This window comes from Acetobacter aceti, from assembly GCF_002005445.1.
In the GTDB taxonomy this organism is placed as follows: Bacteria; Pseudomonadota; Alphaproteobacteria; order Acetobacterales; family Acetobacteraceae; genus Acetobacter; species Acetobacter aceti_B.
The window spans coordinates 2,628,864-2,642,139 of sequence record NZ_CP014692.1; the positions used below are offsets into that span (position 1 = coordinate 2,628,864).

Here is a 13,276-nt window from a genome sequence, read left to right on the forward strand (position 1 = left end):
TTCCCGCTCTTATTTCAGCATATCAGCCTGACGGAACCAGTTGATCGCGTCCTTGACGGCGTCATACGCCGGGCGCGGCGCATAGCCGAGGTCGTGAATGGCCTTGTCCGAGGAGAAGAACATCTTCTTGCGCGACATCGCCAGCATCTCCCGTGTCACGCGCGGTTCGATACCGAATTTGCGTGACAGCCATTCGGACGCCACAGCAACCGGCCAGATCACTCCCTGCGGGAGGACGATCCGGGGCGGCTTCACATGCGCGATCTCAGCCACCATGCGGAACAGATCGCCCAACAGATAGTTCTGTCCGCCGAGGATATACTGCTCACCCACGACGCCGCGCTCCAGCGCCAGCGCATGACCTTCCGCCACATCATCGACATGCACGATATTCACACCGGTATCGACATAAGCGGGCATCCGGCCTGCCGCGCAGTCCAGAATCATCTGTCCCGTGGGGGTCGGCTTGATATCGCGAGGACCGACAGGCGTGGACGGATTGACGACGACAGCCTTCAGCCCCTGCTCGCGCACCATACGAAGCACTTCCTGCTCGGCGCGATATTTGGATTTCTTGTAAATCCCGATGACGGAGTGTTCGTTGACAGGTGTTTTTTCTGTCGAAACCGTGCCGTCACCAATCAGCCCGAGCGCCGCCACCGAAGAGCAGTAGACGATTTTTTCCACGCCAGCCGCCTGTGCGGCCTGCATGAGCAGGCGGGTGCCCTCGACATTAGCCGCCATCATCGGAGCCGGATCAGGCACCCACAGGCGATAGTCCGCCGCGACGTGAAACACATAACGACATCCCTCGACCGCCTTGGCGAAGCTGGCAGGGGTGGAAAGATCTCCCTCCACGAGTTCGACCGGCATGTCGGCGATATTGCGGCGATCACTGCCGGTGCGGACCATCAGACGCAGGGCATGACCACGGGCCAGAAGCACACGGGCCACGGCAGAGCCCACAAAACCGGTAGCACCTGTGACAAGAGTTGGCGCGGTCATGAAATCCCTTTCTCTCAGGCATCATGGTCAAAATATGTCTTTCTGCTTTATCCTGAGGAAGATGGTTTAGACCAGAGGGACACGATAAAAGCCCGCAACCCTGTTACACTGGCGCATCCCGTCGGGGTGGTGTAAGGACTTCGCCCTGTTTTGGAGAAGGGTCGCACATCCTGTGCCGGACCTCCTGTTTCGATCTTTTCCGGACAGATTCGCCCCGCGTCCGGACCAAGCCATGAGCTACAACCGACGGATGGTCAGATACTCTTGAAAAAACTTACCATCCTTCTCACCCTCCTCGGACTTGCCGCGATTACGGCCGCCATGGCGTGGAACGGCTTTGATTCAGTGGCGGCGGCTGTCTCCCGGATCGGGATTGTCGGCTTCTTCCTGACAATCCTTGCGCAACTGGCCGTGGACGCCATTCTCGGCTGCGCCTGGCATGCCGCCTTCCCCACCATGACCTACAGGCACCTGCTGCTGGCCCGCATGATCCGGGACGCCGCTTCAACCTGCCTGCCTTTTTCCCAACTGGGCGGCATCGTCCTCGGCATCCGCGCCACCAGCCGCCATCATGCCGTGAAAATCTCCTCCATCGAATGGCCGGAAGCCGCCTGCGCCAACGTGGTCGACATCACCACGGAAGTGCTCGGGCAGATCGTCTTCATCCTGCTCGCCGTGACCCTTCTGGCCGTTGGCAGTTCTTCCTCTCCCCTGGTCAAGCCGGTCATCATTGGCGCCCTTCTGCTCGCGGTCGGAGCCGCCGGGTTCATCTGGACCCAGCAGCGTGGCGGAACGGCAGTCAAACGCACGGTGCGCCTGCTCGGCAGACACATCGCGGGACAGTGGCAGGCGACTGTCATGGATGGCGCCGGGACATTGCAGGACTGGATGGAGAAAGCCTGGTCCCGTCCCGGTCGCATTTCCGCTTCGGCAGCCATCCATCTGATGGGCTGGATCAGCAGTGCCGGCGTTCTCTGGCTCACCGTTTATCTGATGGGCGCGTCGCTGAGTTTTCCTGACGCCATCGCCATTGAGGGTGTCACCTGCGGCCTCATGTCGGCTTCATTTCTGGTCCCCGCAGCCCTCGGCGTGCAGGAAGGCGCCTACATGACTCTGGGCCACGCATTCGGGCTTGATGCCTCACTCTGCCTCGCCCTGTCCCTGCTGCGTCGTGGTCGGGAAGTCAGCATCGGCATTCCCACGCTGGTATGGTGGCAGCTTTCGGAAATGCGTGCGCTGAAAGCCCGTACGGCGCAAACCAAGCCACATGTTCTGTCGGCCGGGCTGCCCGACGCCCTGACAGATACAACGGAAGGATAATTGCCCGTGACCGATTCTTCCGACGCCCCCACTCCTTTATTCGATAAACTGGTCGTCATCGGCCCGGGTCTGATCGGCGCTTCTGTTCTGCATCGCGCCCGACGCGACAAGACGATTGCGCGACAGCTGGTGGCCGTGGATATCAACCCGGCCTTCCGTGAGCGTGTGCGTGAACTCCGTATCGCCGACGAGGTTACAGGTGACGCCGCAGCCGCTGTCGCCGATGCGGACTGCGTGTTGCTCTGCGTGCCGGTCGGCGCAATGGGCGAAGTCGCCGCAACAGTCATCCCCGCCATGAAACCCGGCGCCATTCTGACGGACACCGGCTCGACCAAGGTGGCAGTTATTGAGGCCATCAGCCCTTTCCTCCGACCGGACATCCCATATGTCCCGGCTCATCCGATGGCGGGGACGGAATATTCAGGTCCGGACGCCGGTTTCGCCACGCTGTTCGATAACCGCTGGTGCCTGCTGACCCCCCTGCCTGACAGCTCATCTGAGAGCGTGGAAACCATCACAGCCCTCTGGCGGCTTTGCGGAGCCCGCACGCGGGACATGACTCCCGAGCACCATGACAGGGTATGCGCCATCGTCAGCCATCTGCCGCATCTGCTGGCCTTCACCATCTGCGGCACGGCGGATGACCTGGCCGACGAGACCCGCTCCGAAGTGCTGGAATTCGCAGCCAGCGGCTTCCGCGACTTCACACGCATCGCGGCGTCGGACCCCATCATGTGGCGGGACATTTTCCTCTCCAACCGTGAAGCCATTCTGGAGATGCTGTCACGCTTTCTGGAAGATGCCCAGGCCATGGCCCGGGCGATCCGCTGGGGCGATTCCGACTATATCGTGGACCGTATCGAGCGTGGACGCAGCATCCGCCGTAGCCTGCTGGAAAACCGTCAGGCCTGAACCCCAGCCCTGCCCGGCTCAGAGACGGAAGAGACGTCCGGCTCACTCCTGTTGAACCGACCTGCCTGCGACACAATTCTCCGCCTGAGGCCCAGCCATTCTTCCGGCGCGATACGGCGCGCAAGCACGAGCAGCAGAGCTGCGCTGATGAGAGGAGTTGGACCGATATGCGTCAGCTCAGCGAACAGCCTTGCTCCCAGAAGATAGATATAGGCCAGAAACAGAACGAATTTCTCACCTGACCACCAGCCGGTCCGCCGTGCCTGCAACACCAGCCATCCCATCGGAAAAGCCAGGCAGGCCAGATCGTAATCCAGAAGAAAAGGCGAACAGAACGGCATCGCCGCGATCATCACGGCGACTTGCCCCGATGCCGCCGTCGCCTCACCCAGATCGGCAGAACGTCTCCGCAGACCCGCGGCGAGCCACCCGGCGATACTCAGGGCCGCCACAGCCGCCATTATCTGTACGCCATAAGCCATCCATGCAGGCGCATGCAGCAGATGAGCGGCAGCAAACACGCTCTGCATTTTCCATGCCTGCACATAGCCGTGGGAAAATGCTCCCTGCGCCTCGTGACTCATGTGCAGAAAGCCACCCCAGCCGGCATGACCAAAAGCGAGCCATGACGCCGCGATCAGCCCCAGACCGGAACACATTCCTCCCGCAATGGCTCGCCAGCGCCGGGCGCACAACAGGACGACTGGCGCCGCCACCAGCAGTTGCGGCTTGATCACCAGCCCGCCAAGGCACAGGCCCGCGAGGAAAGGATGTCCTGCCAGCAACACCATCGCCCAGCCGAACAGCGATCCGGTCAGAAGCCCATTCTGCCCATTCGCCACGCCAATCACGAGGCCCGGAAAGGCGAGAATGGGAAGCAGCGCCCACCGTTGCGGCAGCAGCCGGCGCAGGGCGCGGACGAAAGCCGTCGCGGTGAGGATCAGAAACAGTGCGACGGAAAGACGGTAGGGCAGCAGGGCAAGCGGCACACAGAGGAGGAGAAAGGTCGGCGGGTAGTAGAAAGCGAAATTCCCGAAGGACAGGCCGGGAAACGCGGACAGTTCGGCCAGATGGTGCTTCGCGCTGTCATACACCTCCGCCAGATGCCCCTGCAGCACCTGCCGGGACGCGGCCCAGAAGCTGACGAAATCGGCACAGATCGGCTGCCCTTCGAAATCGGCGCCCCAATGGGAGACCACGATGATGGAGAGAAACAGTCCCCACCCGTAGAAACCGAGAATCCTGCAATAAGCCAACGCTCGTGCGGGAGTCAGCCATTCAGCCTGTAAAAAGGCTCGCCCGAGCGCCGATTTAAGTCTCTTTGGCCGCCTGTCCATACCCTGCCTGATGCGATGATATTTTCCGGCACCATCCGGCAGAAATATTAATGAAATGCTTACTCACACAGGATCAAACAGGTCGGGTGATGATTTTTAATCCTGTTATCGCCCCCATGACCCGCGTGGGACATGGCCATGTGACACACAGGTCCCGTGGACGTATGATGCACCAATCACAAGGTTAGAACCCGGCTTCTTCAGGCATGACGAGGTCAAGGAGTCTCAGATCATGACTGCTGCCGCTCTGAATCTCGACTTTGCAGCGCTGAAAGCTGCGCCGGTCGTGGAGAGTCCTTTCCCGCATGTAGCCGTTGAACATTTCATTCCACAGGATGAACTGGCAGCCCTGCAGACATCCCTGCCACAGATCGGCTCCGGAGGCTCCTTTCCTCCCGAAGCCCTGGCTCTGACGCCACTCATGCAGGCGCTCATCGCCCAGCTTGAAGGTTCTGAACTACGCAAGATCATTGCCCGAAAGTTCAGTCTCGATCTCGACGACGCCCCCACCATGCTGACCATACGCGGGCGTACGCGGGAGAAAGATGGCCGGATTCACTGCGATTCCATCGCCAAGCGCGTGACGATTCTGCTCTATCTCAATCCGCCGTCAGCCGCATTCGAACGTCAGGAAGGCTGCCTTCGCCTGCTGAATGGTCCAGATGATGTCGAAAATTTTGCTGTGGAAGTGCCTCCTGTGAACGGTACACTGCTCGTCTTTCCCAACGGTCCGACGACGTGGCACGGTCATCGCCAGTATGTTGGCCCACGTTACACGATCCAGCTCAATTACATGGAAACCGGCGCAAAAGCCCGTTCCGAGCTTCGGCGTCACAAACTGTCCGCTCTGGTGAAGAAGATGACATTCGTGACCTGATGATCGAACATGGCTGCAAAGTGAGATGGTTTGCGGATGCCATGCGGGACTTTATTCCCACTCCCACAAAGAGAGACACCCGCTGTGATCCTGACCTGCCTTGAGTCATAAAACGGGAATCAGGCGCATACGTCCTGCGCTTTGTTGCCGAAATATAAGCTGGGTGGACCCGTTGCTGCCATCAGACTTCCAGAACCCGCATCACGGAAGGAAACTCAGGCTGATAGCCTGTAGATCATCTGAAAGCGCATAACATTTTAAGGAAATATGGTGGAAGGGGTTGGATTCGAAATAACTTCTCACGGCATGTCAGGTAGCATCACGAATCGTTATAAAATACAGAATGTTATAGAGTTACCTTTCTCTGTACTTCTCACCGATACTCTGCTAAACGCAGGTTTTAAGAGGGACACGAAAAGGGACACGCACGGTTATGAGTCGGCTCGCACCACACCGCCTGACAACTCGCCAAGTAGCCGCTCATAAGGACGGCGATCTTGCAGATGGCGGCAACCTCTGGCTGGTCGTCCGGGGAGCCTCCCGGATATGGACGTTCCGATACAAGTCCCCAATCACAGACAAGCGTCGGGAGATGAGCCTCGGCTCGGCTTATGATGTGTCTCTGGCTGAAGCCCGGACGCTGGCAGCCGAGAGCAGACGTCTGGTCAATCAGCGGCTGGACCCGCTCGAACAGCGCCGCAGTGACGATGCCAACCGTAAAAGCGACACCACTATCGGCTTCCGCGCCGTGGCCGGCCAATATATCGAGTCACAGAAACCTGGCTGGCGCGATCCGCGGGCTGAGTCGGTCTGGACCAGTTCACTGGAACAGTATGTCTATGCCATCTGCGGGGAGAAGCCGGTCAAGCTGATCGACACGGCAGACATTGAAGCGGTCCTCAGGCCAATCTGGACCGACCGCACCGAGACCGCCACACGGGTCCGGGGACGCATCGAACGGATCCTCGATTACGCCCGCGCACAGGGCTGGCGGACCGGAGAGAACCCGGCCCGATGGAGAGGACATCTGTCCGCCATACTCGCTCCACCGTCCAAGGTGATGAAGAGCGGCCACTTCGCCGCCATCGATCGAAAAGATATCGGGCGTGTGATGGCTGCACTGACTGAATCGCAGGGCGTGGCAGCGAAGGCCGTACGCTTCACCTGCCTGACTGCGGCCCGGTCTGGTGAGGTCCGCAATGCCACATGGTCGGAGATCGACCTGCAAGGCCGCGTGTGGATTATTCCGGCACACCGGATGAAGATGGGGAAGGAGCATCGAGTGCCGCTGTCAGAAGGCGCTGTGGCCGTCCTGCAGGAAGTGCTGCCTCTCCGCGATGAACATGCTGGAAATCTGGTGTTTCCCGGACAGAAACGGGGGAAGCCACTGTCAGACGTGGCGCTGTCCAAGGCGCTTCACATCGCGGCTGGCACGAAGGACGTCACCGTGCATGGCCTGCGTTCCACGTTCCGCGACTGGGCTGCCGAAGAGACAGACTACCCCAGCGAAGTGGCCGAGATGGCGCTGGCGCACGCCATCAGCAACAAGGTGGAAGCCGCTTATCGACGCGGGGATCTGTTCGAGAAGCGGCGGGAGATGATGGTGGAGTGGTATAACAGGTCTGGAAACAGCGTTATTCCTCACACATGAGGAACGCTTTGTGATCAGTAATAGGCGCGGACAGGCTCTTTTCCGGCCTCACGAGCGCGCTCAGCCATTCTGCGGAGCAACTCTCTTTTGGCTTCCGTACGGAGCCCCCCCTTGTTCCTGAGGGCGTCTATGCGCTCAGGAGTATCAACCAAACCAAGAGCCACCTTTCTGGCTTCAATGTCACACAGCATGTCTTCAAGGTGTAGCATTTGGCCTCACTCGCTTCTTGTGGGAAGAAGGCTGATGTCTCCACCTTCCTCCTCAATTCGCTTCCGCAAGTAATTAATATCAATTTTTGCGGCCAAAAGAAACATGAGTTTTGCCTGCTCAAGACGGGATGTATCGGATGGTGAAGCAACACCATGCTGCCCAAGACGGTCAGCAATAATATCTTCAATAGCCGGGAGTGTGATTGTGCGCCCATCCCGCACTGAAACGGCAACAAGCCGTCGTCTATCAGCCCTTCCGTCAAACAAGGCTCCAGAAACAGCCTGAAATCCATACTGGGGGTGCATTGGGTGATAATAGCCCATTCGGAGCCGACCTTGTCGATCTTCTTTGATGAATCCACTCCGAAGCATTGCTTTTTCAAATAATGCGTCATCAATAACAATAAAATCGAAGTCACCGGAACTGAAAACGCCCGCTGTATACAGGACTGTCGCCGCGCCCCCAACAAGCACCGCGTCGTGTCCAGTTTCCTGTTTGTAAATCCCGAAAACACCCGCCAATTCTGACAGAGCATCTAAAAATGATATTGGAATACTCATTTTATGTCGTCTTTCCGCAATTTCATGTGTGCAATCCCATTCTCAGTAATGAACTCGATGCTCGAACCTCCGGCTCCTTCCGGCCCGAACACAGTGCTTTCCTGTTCGTGCCTGTGACCCCCGCCGTGTGAAGGCGATGCTCTACGGCATGGAGGGACGATTCACCCCCTCCATAGATCTTTTGCACACTGTGTAGAGCTATGAACTCGTGCGTGCACAAGTCTCACACGTCGTCATTCGGCTTATAAAAACACAGCAGCTCATCGGCACTACGCTGTGACAGGACGGCACCCCCTATATCAGCCAGCAGGGCAGCCTCACTTGGATAGCAGCCTTCCAGATCATATTCGTCGAATACCGACTCGCCAACGGCGTAGGGCGGCCCCTTGAACCAGGAGGGGTCCAACTGGGGTTCAAGCTGAATGGCTATGATGGTGCGGCGGCCCACGTCTGTGCAGCGCCATTCACCGGAAGCTGTCCAGAATGACACGCCCTCACGGAACTCATCGTGCTTCATCAAATTTTCCGGGCGACCCGGCATGCAGATGAGTGATGCGTTTTCAGTATCACGCTCTGCTGGAGATCGATAGCGCCGCGTCGCAGAGCCACCCGCACTAACGGTGCAATGGTCTATGAAGGGCCGTCTTTTGCCTGGGTGGCAGATGGGTGACCGCATGGGTAGCAGATGGGTGGCAAGGTGGTAGTCGGATGGGTAGGAGTATGGGTCGGTAACGGATAGCCTGGACGGTTATCCCCCATTCCGGGCTTTAAGGAATGCAGCATACCTAGCTGAATAAGCTTGATCATATTCAGCTGTACCCTCTTTGGCCTCTGCCACGCGGTAACAGGCTAGCCCTAATTCGATCATTCGACGAGCGGCTTCAGCTCTGGAGGGAAGATCTGAAACGCCACGTCGCCAGTTATCTATTTCATCCTCTAAATGAGGGGGGAGGCGTAGCTCGAAGCGGGTAGGTTTTCGTTCCATATCTCTATAATACGGTAAATACGTATCATACGTCAATTCTGTTGACGGGGCAGGTGAGATACGGTAGATACGTATCAGCCGGATGGGAAGGTGGAATCTCCCACACCCGGCCTAACCACAACCGAACCGGAGTTTCGGACATGGCTGATCACGCCCATATCACACCCGCGCCCCAGTGGGCAGAGGAAACACGCGCCAACATTCTGGCGGCTGTCCTCGTTTCATTTCTCATCGCGCTGTCCATAGTTGGACTGGGATCGTCTGATCCTGTCACGACCGGCCATGCCTATGCAGTGGAGGTCGTGCGATGAACAACGCCGAAGCAAAGCGCCTGGACGATGCCATGACCAACCGAGAGCATATCGGGATGATCGTGGACCTTCTGAAAACGATCCATTCCCGCCCGCTGCTGGACCAGAGCTGTCATAGAGAGGCGATCTTCTGGCTCCTCGGTGAAATCGAGGAGGGGGCTGAGATCATGCGGCAGCAGATCGCGGGGGCATGCTCATGAGCGCGAAGCAGACACCTCCCAAGACCATCACAGACCTGACGGAAGAAGAACGCGATGTCGTCATGAATATGCGGTCGCCGTCCGTCCTTCTGGATGAAATGCAGCAGATGGCGGACCTGTTTGTACAGATCACCCACCCCGATAGAGACGGCTTCCCGCCCGAGATCACAGAAGGCCGCGCCGTGCATTGGCTGGCGTGCAGGATGGCAGACCGGGCGCAATGGATGCGTGAAGCATTGGATAAGGAGACCGACCTTGCCATGCTTCGGGGTGCGCGACTGGTAACGGCCTCGGAGACGGAAGAAGGACGTGCCTGGGCGGAAGCGCGGATCAAGCAGATGACGGGTGGTGATCCGATAACCGCCCGTTTCATGCGACAGGACAACTTCACGTTCGTGCCGCACTTCAAGCTGACCATTGTCGGCAATCACAAACCGGAGCTGAAGAACGTCGATGATGCCATGCGGCGACGGCTCAATATGGTGCCGTTCATTCACAAGCCCAAAAACCCAGATCGGGAACTGGAGCAGAAACTGGTCGATGAATGGCCTGCAATCCTGCAATGGATGATCGAGGGATGTCTGAAATGGCAGGCAAGCGGATTGCCGCGTCCAAAGGTCGTGCGTGAGGCAACGGACGAATACTTCGAGGCTCAGGACAGTTTCGGACAGTGGCTTGCCGAACGGTGCATTCTTGATCCGGGACTTGAGACGAAACCCTCCATGCTGCTGAAGGACTTCCAGGACTGGTCGCGGCAGAATGGTGAGCATGAACCCGATAACAAGCGGCTCAGGGGGCTGTTGGAGCGGACAGACGGGGTTCGGTATCATCGACACAAAAAGACAGGGCAATCGGTTCGGGGGATCGGTTTGAAACCCAAGGAACACGATCAGGCACAATGGGATGATCGTTACAGGTGATAGGGTATGATAGGGTTCTATGTATAACTGCCCACACGCGCGCACATGAGCAATAACAGTTTTACCCTATCACACCCTATCACCCTCGTATTCCGAGAGGTGGGATTTGAGATGGCGGATATACCCTTAACCCCTCAAAAATCGACTGAACGCGTACCTGCGCGCGCGCCGTAAAGGTGCCTGAGATGGTCAGCTAAATTGTTGCCACGGTGGCGGAAATTGGAAGCAGGATCTCCGTTACGGAGATGCAGCCCGCTCATCAGATGTGAGAAGTGAGGACTGCCGGGAAGTCAGTAGTTTTTCCGCCCTTGAAAGATCCAACCAATGGCCAGCCGAATACTTGTCGGACATTCACTCCAGATCGGACGGAAACAGAAGTTCGGTTTCTATTCTATGCTCCGAACTTGACCGAAAAATCCCCTGAAAACAGCCAGAACGTAAGACGTTAAACAGTATAACCCCTCTTTGTGTCCCTCTTAATGTCACACCAAACCGCAAATCGAACCTTCGTGGCACGTTTGCCGTCAAATCGGCCCTGAAATACGCATTCTGGTATATTTGCAATAATTTGTGATATTCGTCCATATTATCCCGGCGTATCTCTGCATATCAGCGCATGTCTGTGTGGTAGTTTAGTAATTGCAGAAGAATATACTCTTTCGTATTCTTTTATTGTATTGTGGCACTCATGAATACGTCCCCAGACACTTCTGTCATGCTGAACACGGAGACCGCAGCACGCCGAATTGGTGTCAGTGCTGTGACCCTTCGTCGGATGCTGAAGGAGGGCAAGGCTCCACCTTCAATCGTGCCGGGAAGGCGCAAGCGCCTCTGGCCCGAGGCGGCCCTGACTGAATGGGTGCGTTCCCGAACAACAGAGGAGCGTAGCCAGTGAGTACGCTTGAACAACTGGCCACACAGGCCGGACTGAAAGACACCGCCCTCCTGCAATGCGTTCGCTCCGACCTGCCGCCAGTGGGGCAGATTGCGGACCTGAAACAGCGTTATCCCGCCGCATTCCCGGCTCCGTTCGATGCCCTGACGGCCACGAAAGCCGAATACGAAGCGCGCCTGAAAGAGATGGGATATCACAGGCGGAGTCCGATGTAATGCCGACAATGACTGAAGAAAAGCCGATTGGCATGCTGGTTGAAGAGATGCTTGAAGCCCACACTGCCGCCCGCAGTCGTAACGGTGTGCCGTGGCAGAAGCTGGACGGCATGGTCATGCAGGCTCGGCACGCTGCCAGCCGCTACAACGACACAGGGGCAAACCCGAACAGTCCTGAAGATCGCCGTCATAAGAAGCACATCCGCGCCGAGGTGGAACGTGTGAGGCAGGAGTGCATCCGTTGGCGGGACATGCCGCATCAGGACATTGGCCGTGAAGCCACGGTGGCCCTTGCACCTGCTCCGCAGCCTGCCGCCACACCGCAGCAGATCGCCCGGCGTCTGCTCAACGAGTTCTCGCAACGCGGCATCCGTCTTGAAGTAGGGTCCAAAAGCCGCCTGAGCGTGCGTCCGGCCCATCTGCTGACTGATACTGACAAGGACAGCCTGAAGACCTTTCAGGATGACATTGCAGCGGCATGGCTGGAGCAGAATCAGGTCTGGATCGTCGAGTGAAATCACCCGTCGAAAACGCCTCTGAAACGTCGGACGAAATTACCGGCGAAAATGCCGTTCCGGCGACCGGCGCGACGAAAAGAACAGCGGCCAAAAGAGGGCGTTCGTGCAGCATCTGCACCCACCCTCTGGCACGGGAGATCGACCGGGCTCTCATCAACCCGGACACCTCCTGCGCCTCGGTTGCGGAGGCGTTCCCCGGCGTCACGGCCCGCTCCCTTCAGAGACATTACACAGACCATCTTCTCCCCCGGGTGGGAAAGGCGACCGGGCTTACGTCCGATGAGATCGAGCCGACTCTCGGTATTGTCGCCCAGCTTGAAGAGCTACGTGGCCGCGCCATGGCGCTGCTCGACCGGGCGGAGAAGGCTGGCAAGCTGAAGGATGCCATCGCCGCCATCCGTGAAGCCCGTGGCGTGCTGGACAGTCAGGCCCGTGTGACGGGTGAAGGCTCCCGCGCTGGCGTGCAGATCAATATCGTCAACGCGCCTGGCTGGACGGTCGTGCAGGGGAGTATCCTGTCCGCACTGACTCCGTTCCCGGAGGCGCGGGCCGCCGTGGTGCAGGCGCTCGGACAGGTGATCGATGCCTGATCTGGCGCAGGACATGGCTCGCGACATCCGGCACGGTCTCGACCCCGTGCTGTTCGCCCGTGAGCGCCTGGGATTCACCCCTGACCCATGGCAGGGAAGCGTCCTGAACTCGACCAGCAACCGCATTCTGCTCAACTGTACCCGGCAGGCGGGCAAAACCAGCACAACCGCCGTGCTGGGACTTCATACGGGCATGTATCAGCCCAATTCCCTGATCCTGCTTTTCTCCAAAGCCCAGCGCCAGAGTTCGGAACTGCTCGCCAAGATTTACGGTCACATCAACACGATGGAAGGACCGCCGCGCCTGGTGAAGGAAGCGGCGACTGAACTGAAGCTCGCCAATGGTTCCCGAATTGTCAGTCTGCCGGGTGACGGTGACAGCATCCGTGGCTATTCCACCCCGAACCTGATCGTGGAAGATGAGGCCGCGTTCGTTCACGACAGCCTGTATGAGGCTTTCCTGCCGATGCTGGCGACCAGTAACGGACGGCTGGTGCTGATGAGCACGCCCAACGGCAAGCGCGGACATTTCTATCATGCCTGGGCTGGTGGAGATCCAAAGTGGCAGCGGGAGAGTGTCAACGCTCTTCAGGTGCCTCGCATCAGCCCTGACTATCTCGAAGACATGAAATCCGAATACGGGCCGCACAAGTTTGCTCAGGAGTTCATGTGCCGGTTTGTCGAGGCTGACGACCAGTTCTTTTCCGATGAGGCCATCGAGCGGGCGTTCTCCCGCGACGTGCCTCTGCTCGAACTTAATTTCTGAGGCC

The 13,276-nt window shown here is 58.2% G+C and carries 17 protein-coding genes; 12 read left to right on the forward strand and 5 right to left on the reverse strand.

Going from position 1 to position 13,276, the window contains the following annotated elements; all coding sequences use genetic code 11:
- Positions 1 to 9: 9 nt before the first annotated feature.
- Positions 10 to 1,005 (reverse strand): hopanoid-associated sugar epimerase, encoded by a 996-nt coding sequence (hpnA, locus tag A0U92_RS11775; protein ID WP_077813398.1) that lies wholly within the window; start codon positions 1,003 to 1,005, stop codon positions 10 to 12.
- Between the two features lie 264 nt (positions 1,006 to 1,269).
- Between hpnA and A0U92_RS11780 the strand changes: the two genes are divergently transcribed.
- Positions 1,270 to 2,325, forward strand: coding sequence for a lysylphosphatidylglycerol synthase domain-containing protein (locus A0U92_RS11780; RefSeq protein WP_236748113.1), 1,056 nt, complete (start codon positions 1,270 to 1,272; stop codon positions 2,323 to 2,325).
- 6 nt (positions 2,326 to 2,331) lie between these two features.
- Positions 2,332 to 3,237 (forward strand): prephenate/arogenate dehydrogenase family protein, encoded by a 906-nt coding sequence (locus tag A0U92_RS11785; RefSeq protein WP_077814413.1) that lies wholly within the window; start codon positions 2,332 to 2,334, stop codon positions 3,235 to 3,237.
- On the opposite strand, the gene A0U92_RS11790 is transcribed toward A0U92_RS11785, so the two are convergent.
- Complete coding sequence (locus A0U92_RS11790; RefSeq protein WP_077813400.1) at positions 3,228 to 4,574, reverse strand: glycosyltransferase family 87 protein; 1,347 nt, start codon at positions 4,572 to 4,574, stop codon at positions 3,228 to 3,230. The two genes, A0U92_RS11785 and A0U92_RS11790, sit on opposite strands and share 10 nt — an antisense overlap.
- A 232-nt stretch (positions 4,575 to 4,806) precedes the next feature.
- Between A0U92_RS11790 and A0U92_RS11795 the strand changes: the two genes are divergently transcribed.
- Together A0U92_RS11795 and A0U92_RS11800 are read left to right on the forward strand one after the other, a co-directional pair.
- Positions 4,807 to 5,451, forward strand: a complete 645-nt coding sequence (locus A0U92_RS11795; RefSeq protein WP_077813401.1) for a 2OG-Fe(II) oxygenase family protein — start codon at positions 4,807 to 4,809, stop codon at positions 5,449 to 5,451.
- A 433-nt stretch (positions 5,452 to 5,884) separates the two neighbouring features.
- Entirely contained in the window at positions 5,885 to 7,102 is a 1,218-nt protein-coding gene (locus A0U92_RS11800) for a tyrosine-type recombinase/integrase (protein ID WP_077813402.1), read from the forward strand.
- A 14-nt stretch (positions 7,103 to 7,116) separates the two neighbouring features.
- On the opposite strand, the gene A0U92_RS11805 is transcribed toward A0U92_RS11800, so the two are convergent.
- The 3 genes from A0U92_RS11805 to A0U92_RS17790 form a co-directional block, all read right to left on the reverse strand.
- Entirely contained in the window at positions 7,117 to 7,311 is a 195-nt protein-coding gene (locus A0U92_RS11805) for a hypothetical protein (RefSeq protein WP_077813403.1), read from the reverse strand.
- Between the two features lie 6 nt (positions 7,312 to 7,317).
- The gene (locus A0U92_RS18325) at positions 7,318 to 7,872 is read right to left on the reverse strand and encodes a hypothetical protein (protein ID WP_236748114.1); all 555 of its coding nucleotides are present in this window, start codon (positions 7,870 to 7,872) and stop codon (positions 7,318 to 7,320) included.
- A 223-nt stretch (positions 7,873 to 8,095) separates the two neighbouring features.
- The gene (locus A0U92_RS17790; protein WP_187668756.1) at positions 8,096 to 8,389 is read right to left on the reverse strand and encodes a hypothetical protein; all 294 of its coding nucleotides are present in this window, start codon (positions 8,387 to 8,389) and stop codon (positions 8,096 to 8,098) included.
- Positions 8,390 to 8,997: 608 nt separating this feature from the next.
- On the opposite strand from A0U92_RS17790, the gene A0U92_RS17795 reads away from it, so the two are divergent.
- From A0U92_RS17795 to A0U92_RS11850, 8 genes are all read left to right on the forward strand, one after another.
- The gene (locus A0U92_RS17795; RefSeq protein ID WP_187668757.1) at positions 8,998 to 9,168 is read left to right on the forward strand and encodes a hypothetical protein; all 171 of its coding nucleotides are present in this window, start codon (positions 8,998 to 9,000) and stop codon (positions 9,166 to 9,168) included.
- The gene (locus A0U92_RS11820) at positions 9,165 to 9,368 is read left to right on the forward strand and encodes a hypothetical protein (RefSeq protein WP_236748115.1); all 204 of its coding nucleotides are present in this window, start codon (positions 9,165 to 9,167) and stop codon (positions 9,366 to 9,368) included. The genes A0U92_RS17795 and A0U92_RS11820 overlap by 4 nt, the downstream gene beginning before the upstream one ends.
- Positions 9,365 to 10,288, forward strand: coding sequence for a phage/plasmid primase, P4 family (locus A0U92_RS11825; RefSeq protein WP_236748116.1), 924 nt, complete (start codon positions 9,365 to 9,367; stop codon positions 10,286 to 10,288). Before A0U92_RS11820 ends, A0U92_RS11825 begins: the two co-directional genes overlap by 4 nt.
- Positions 10,289 to 11,003: 715 nt before the next feature.
- Complete coding sequence (locus A0U92_RS11830) at positions 11,004 to 11,183, forward strand: helix-turn-helix transcriptional regulator (RefSeq protein WP_077813404.1); 180 nt, start codon at positions 11,004 to 11,006, stop codon at positions 11,181 to 11,183.
- Positions 11,180 to 11,398, forward strand: coding sequence for a hypothetical protein (locus tag A0U92_RS11835; protein WP_077813405.1), 219 nt, complete (start codon positions 11,180 to 11,182; stop codon positions 11,396 to 11,398). The genes A0U92_RS11830 and A0U92_RS11835 overlap by 4 nt, the downstream gene beginning before the upstream one ends.
- Positions 11,398 to 11,913, forward strand: a complete 516-nt coding sequence (locus A0U92_RS11840; protein WP_077813406.1) for a hypothetical protein — start codon at positions 11,398 to 11,400, stop codon at positions 11,911 to 11,913. Before A0U92_RS11835 ends, A0U92_RS11840 begins: the two co-directional genes overlap by 1 nt.
- Positions 11,877 to 12,506, forward strand: a complete 630-nt coding sequence (locus tag A0U92_RS11845; RefSeq protein ID WP_236748117.1) for a hypothetical protein — start codon at positions 11,877 to 11,879, stop codon at positions 12,504 to 12,506. Before A0U92_RS11840 ends, A0U92_RS11845 begins: the two co-directional genes overlap by 37 nt.
- Positions 12,499 to 13,272, forward strand: a complete 774-nt coding sequence (locus A0U92_RS11850) for a terminase large subunit domain-containing protein (RefSeq protein ID WP_077813408.1) — start codon at positions 12,499 to 12,501, stop codon at positions 13,270 to 13,272. The genes A0U92_RS11845 and A0U92_RS11850 overlap by 8 nt, the downstream gene beginning before the upstream one ends.
- Positions 13,273 to 13,276 lie beyond the last annotated feature (4 nt).

What these genes read in the sequence shown, in the direction of transcription:
- A0U92_RS11800 (WP_077813402.1), top strand. Translation starts at nt 5,885, where the DNA reads ATGAGTCGGCTCGCACCACACCGCCTGACAACTCGCCAAGTAGCCGCT.
- A0U92_RS11825 (WP_236748116.1), top strand. Translation starts at nt 9,365, where the DNA reads ATGAGCGCGAAGCAGACACCTCCCAAGACCATCACAGACCTGACGGAA.
- A0U92_RS11840 (WP_077813406.1), top strand. Translation starts at nt 11,398, where the DNA reads ATGCCGACAATGACTGAAGAAAAGCCGATTGGCATGCTGGTTGAAGAG.
- A0U92_RS18325 (WP_236748114.1), bottom strand. Translation starts at nt 7,872, where the DNA reads ATGAGTATTCCAATATCATTTTTAGATGCTCTGTCAGAATTGGCGGGT.
- A0U92_RS17795 (WP_187668757.1), top strand. Translation starts at nt 8,998, where the DNA reads ATGGCTGATCACGCCCATATCACACCCGCGCCCCAGTGGGCAGAGGAA.
- A0U92_RS11850 (WP_077813408.1), top strand. Translation starts at nt 12,499, where the DNA reads ATGCCTGATCTGGCGCAGGACATGGCTCGCGACATCCGGCACGGTCTC.
- A0U92_RS11845 (WP_236748117.1), top strand. Translation starts at nt 11,877, where the DNA reads ATGGCTGGAGCAGAATCAGGTCTGGATCGTCGAGTGAAATCACCCGTC.
- A0U92_RS11820 (WP_236748115.1), top strand. Translation starts at nt 9,165, where the DNA reads ATGAACAACGCCGAAGCAAAGCGCCTGGACGATGCCATGACCAACCGA.
- A0U92_RS11830 (WP_077813404.1), top strand. Translation starts at nt 11,004, where the DNA reads ATGCTGAACACGGAGACCGCAGCACGCCGAATTGGTGTCAGTGCTGTG.
- A0U92_RS11790 (WP_077813400.1), bottom strand. Translation starts at nt 4,574, where the DNA reads ATGGACAGGCGGCCAAAGAGACTTAAATCGGCGCTCGGGCGAGCCTTT.
- A0U92_RS17790 (WP_187668756.1), bottom strand. Translation starts at nt 8,389, where the DNA reads ATGAAGCACGATGAGTTCCGTGAGGGCGTGTCATTCTGGACAGCTTCC.
- hpnA (WP_077813398.1), bottom strand. Translation starts at nt 1,005, where the DNA reads ATGACCGCGCCAACTCTTGTCACAGGTGCTACCGGTTTTGTGGGCTCT.
- A0U92_RS11805 (WP_077813403.1), bottom strand. Translation starts at nt 7,311, where the DNA reads ATGCTACACCTTGAAGACATGCTGTGTGACATTGAAGCCAGAAAGGTG.
- A0U92_RS11795 (WP_077813401.1), top strand. Translation starts at nt 4,807, where the DNA reads ATGACTGCTGCCGCTCTGAATCTCGACTTTGCAGCGCTGAAAGCTGCG.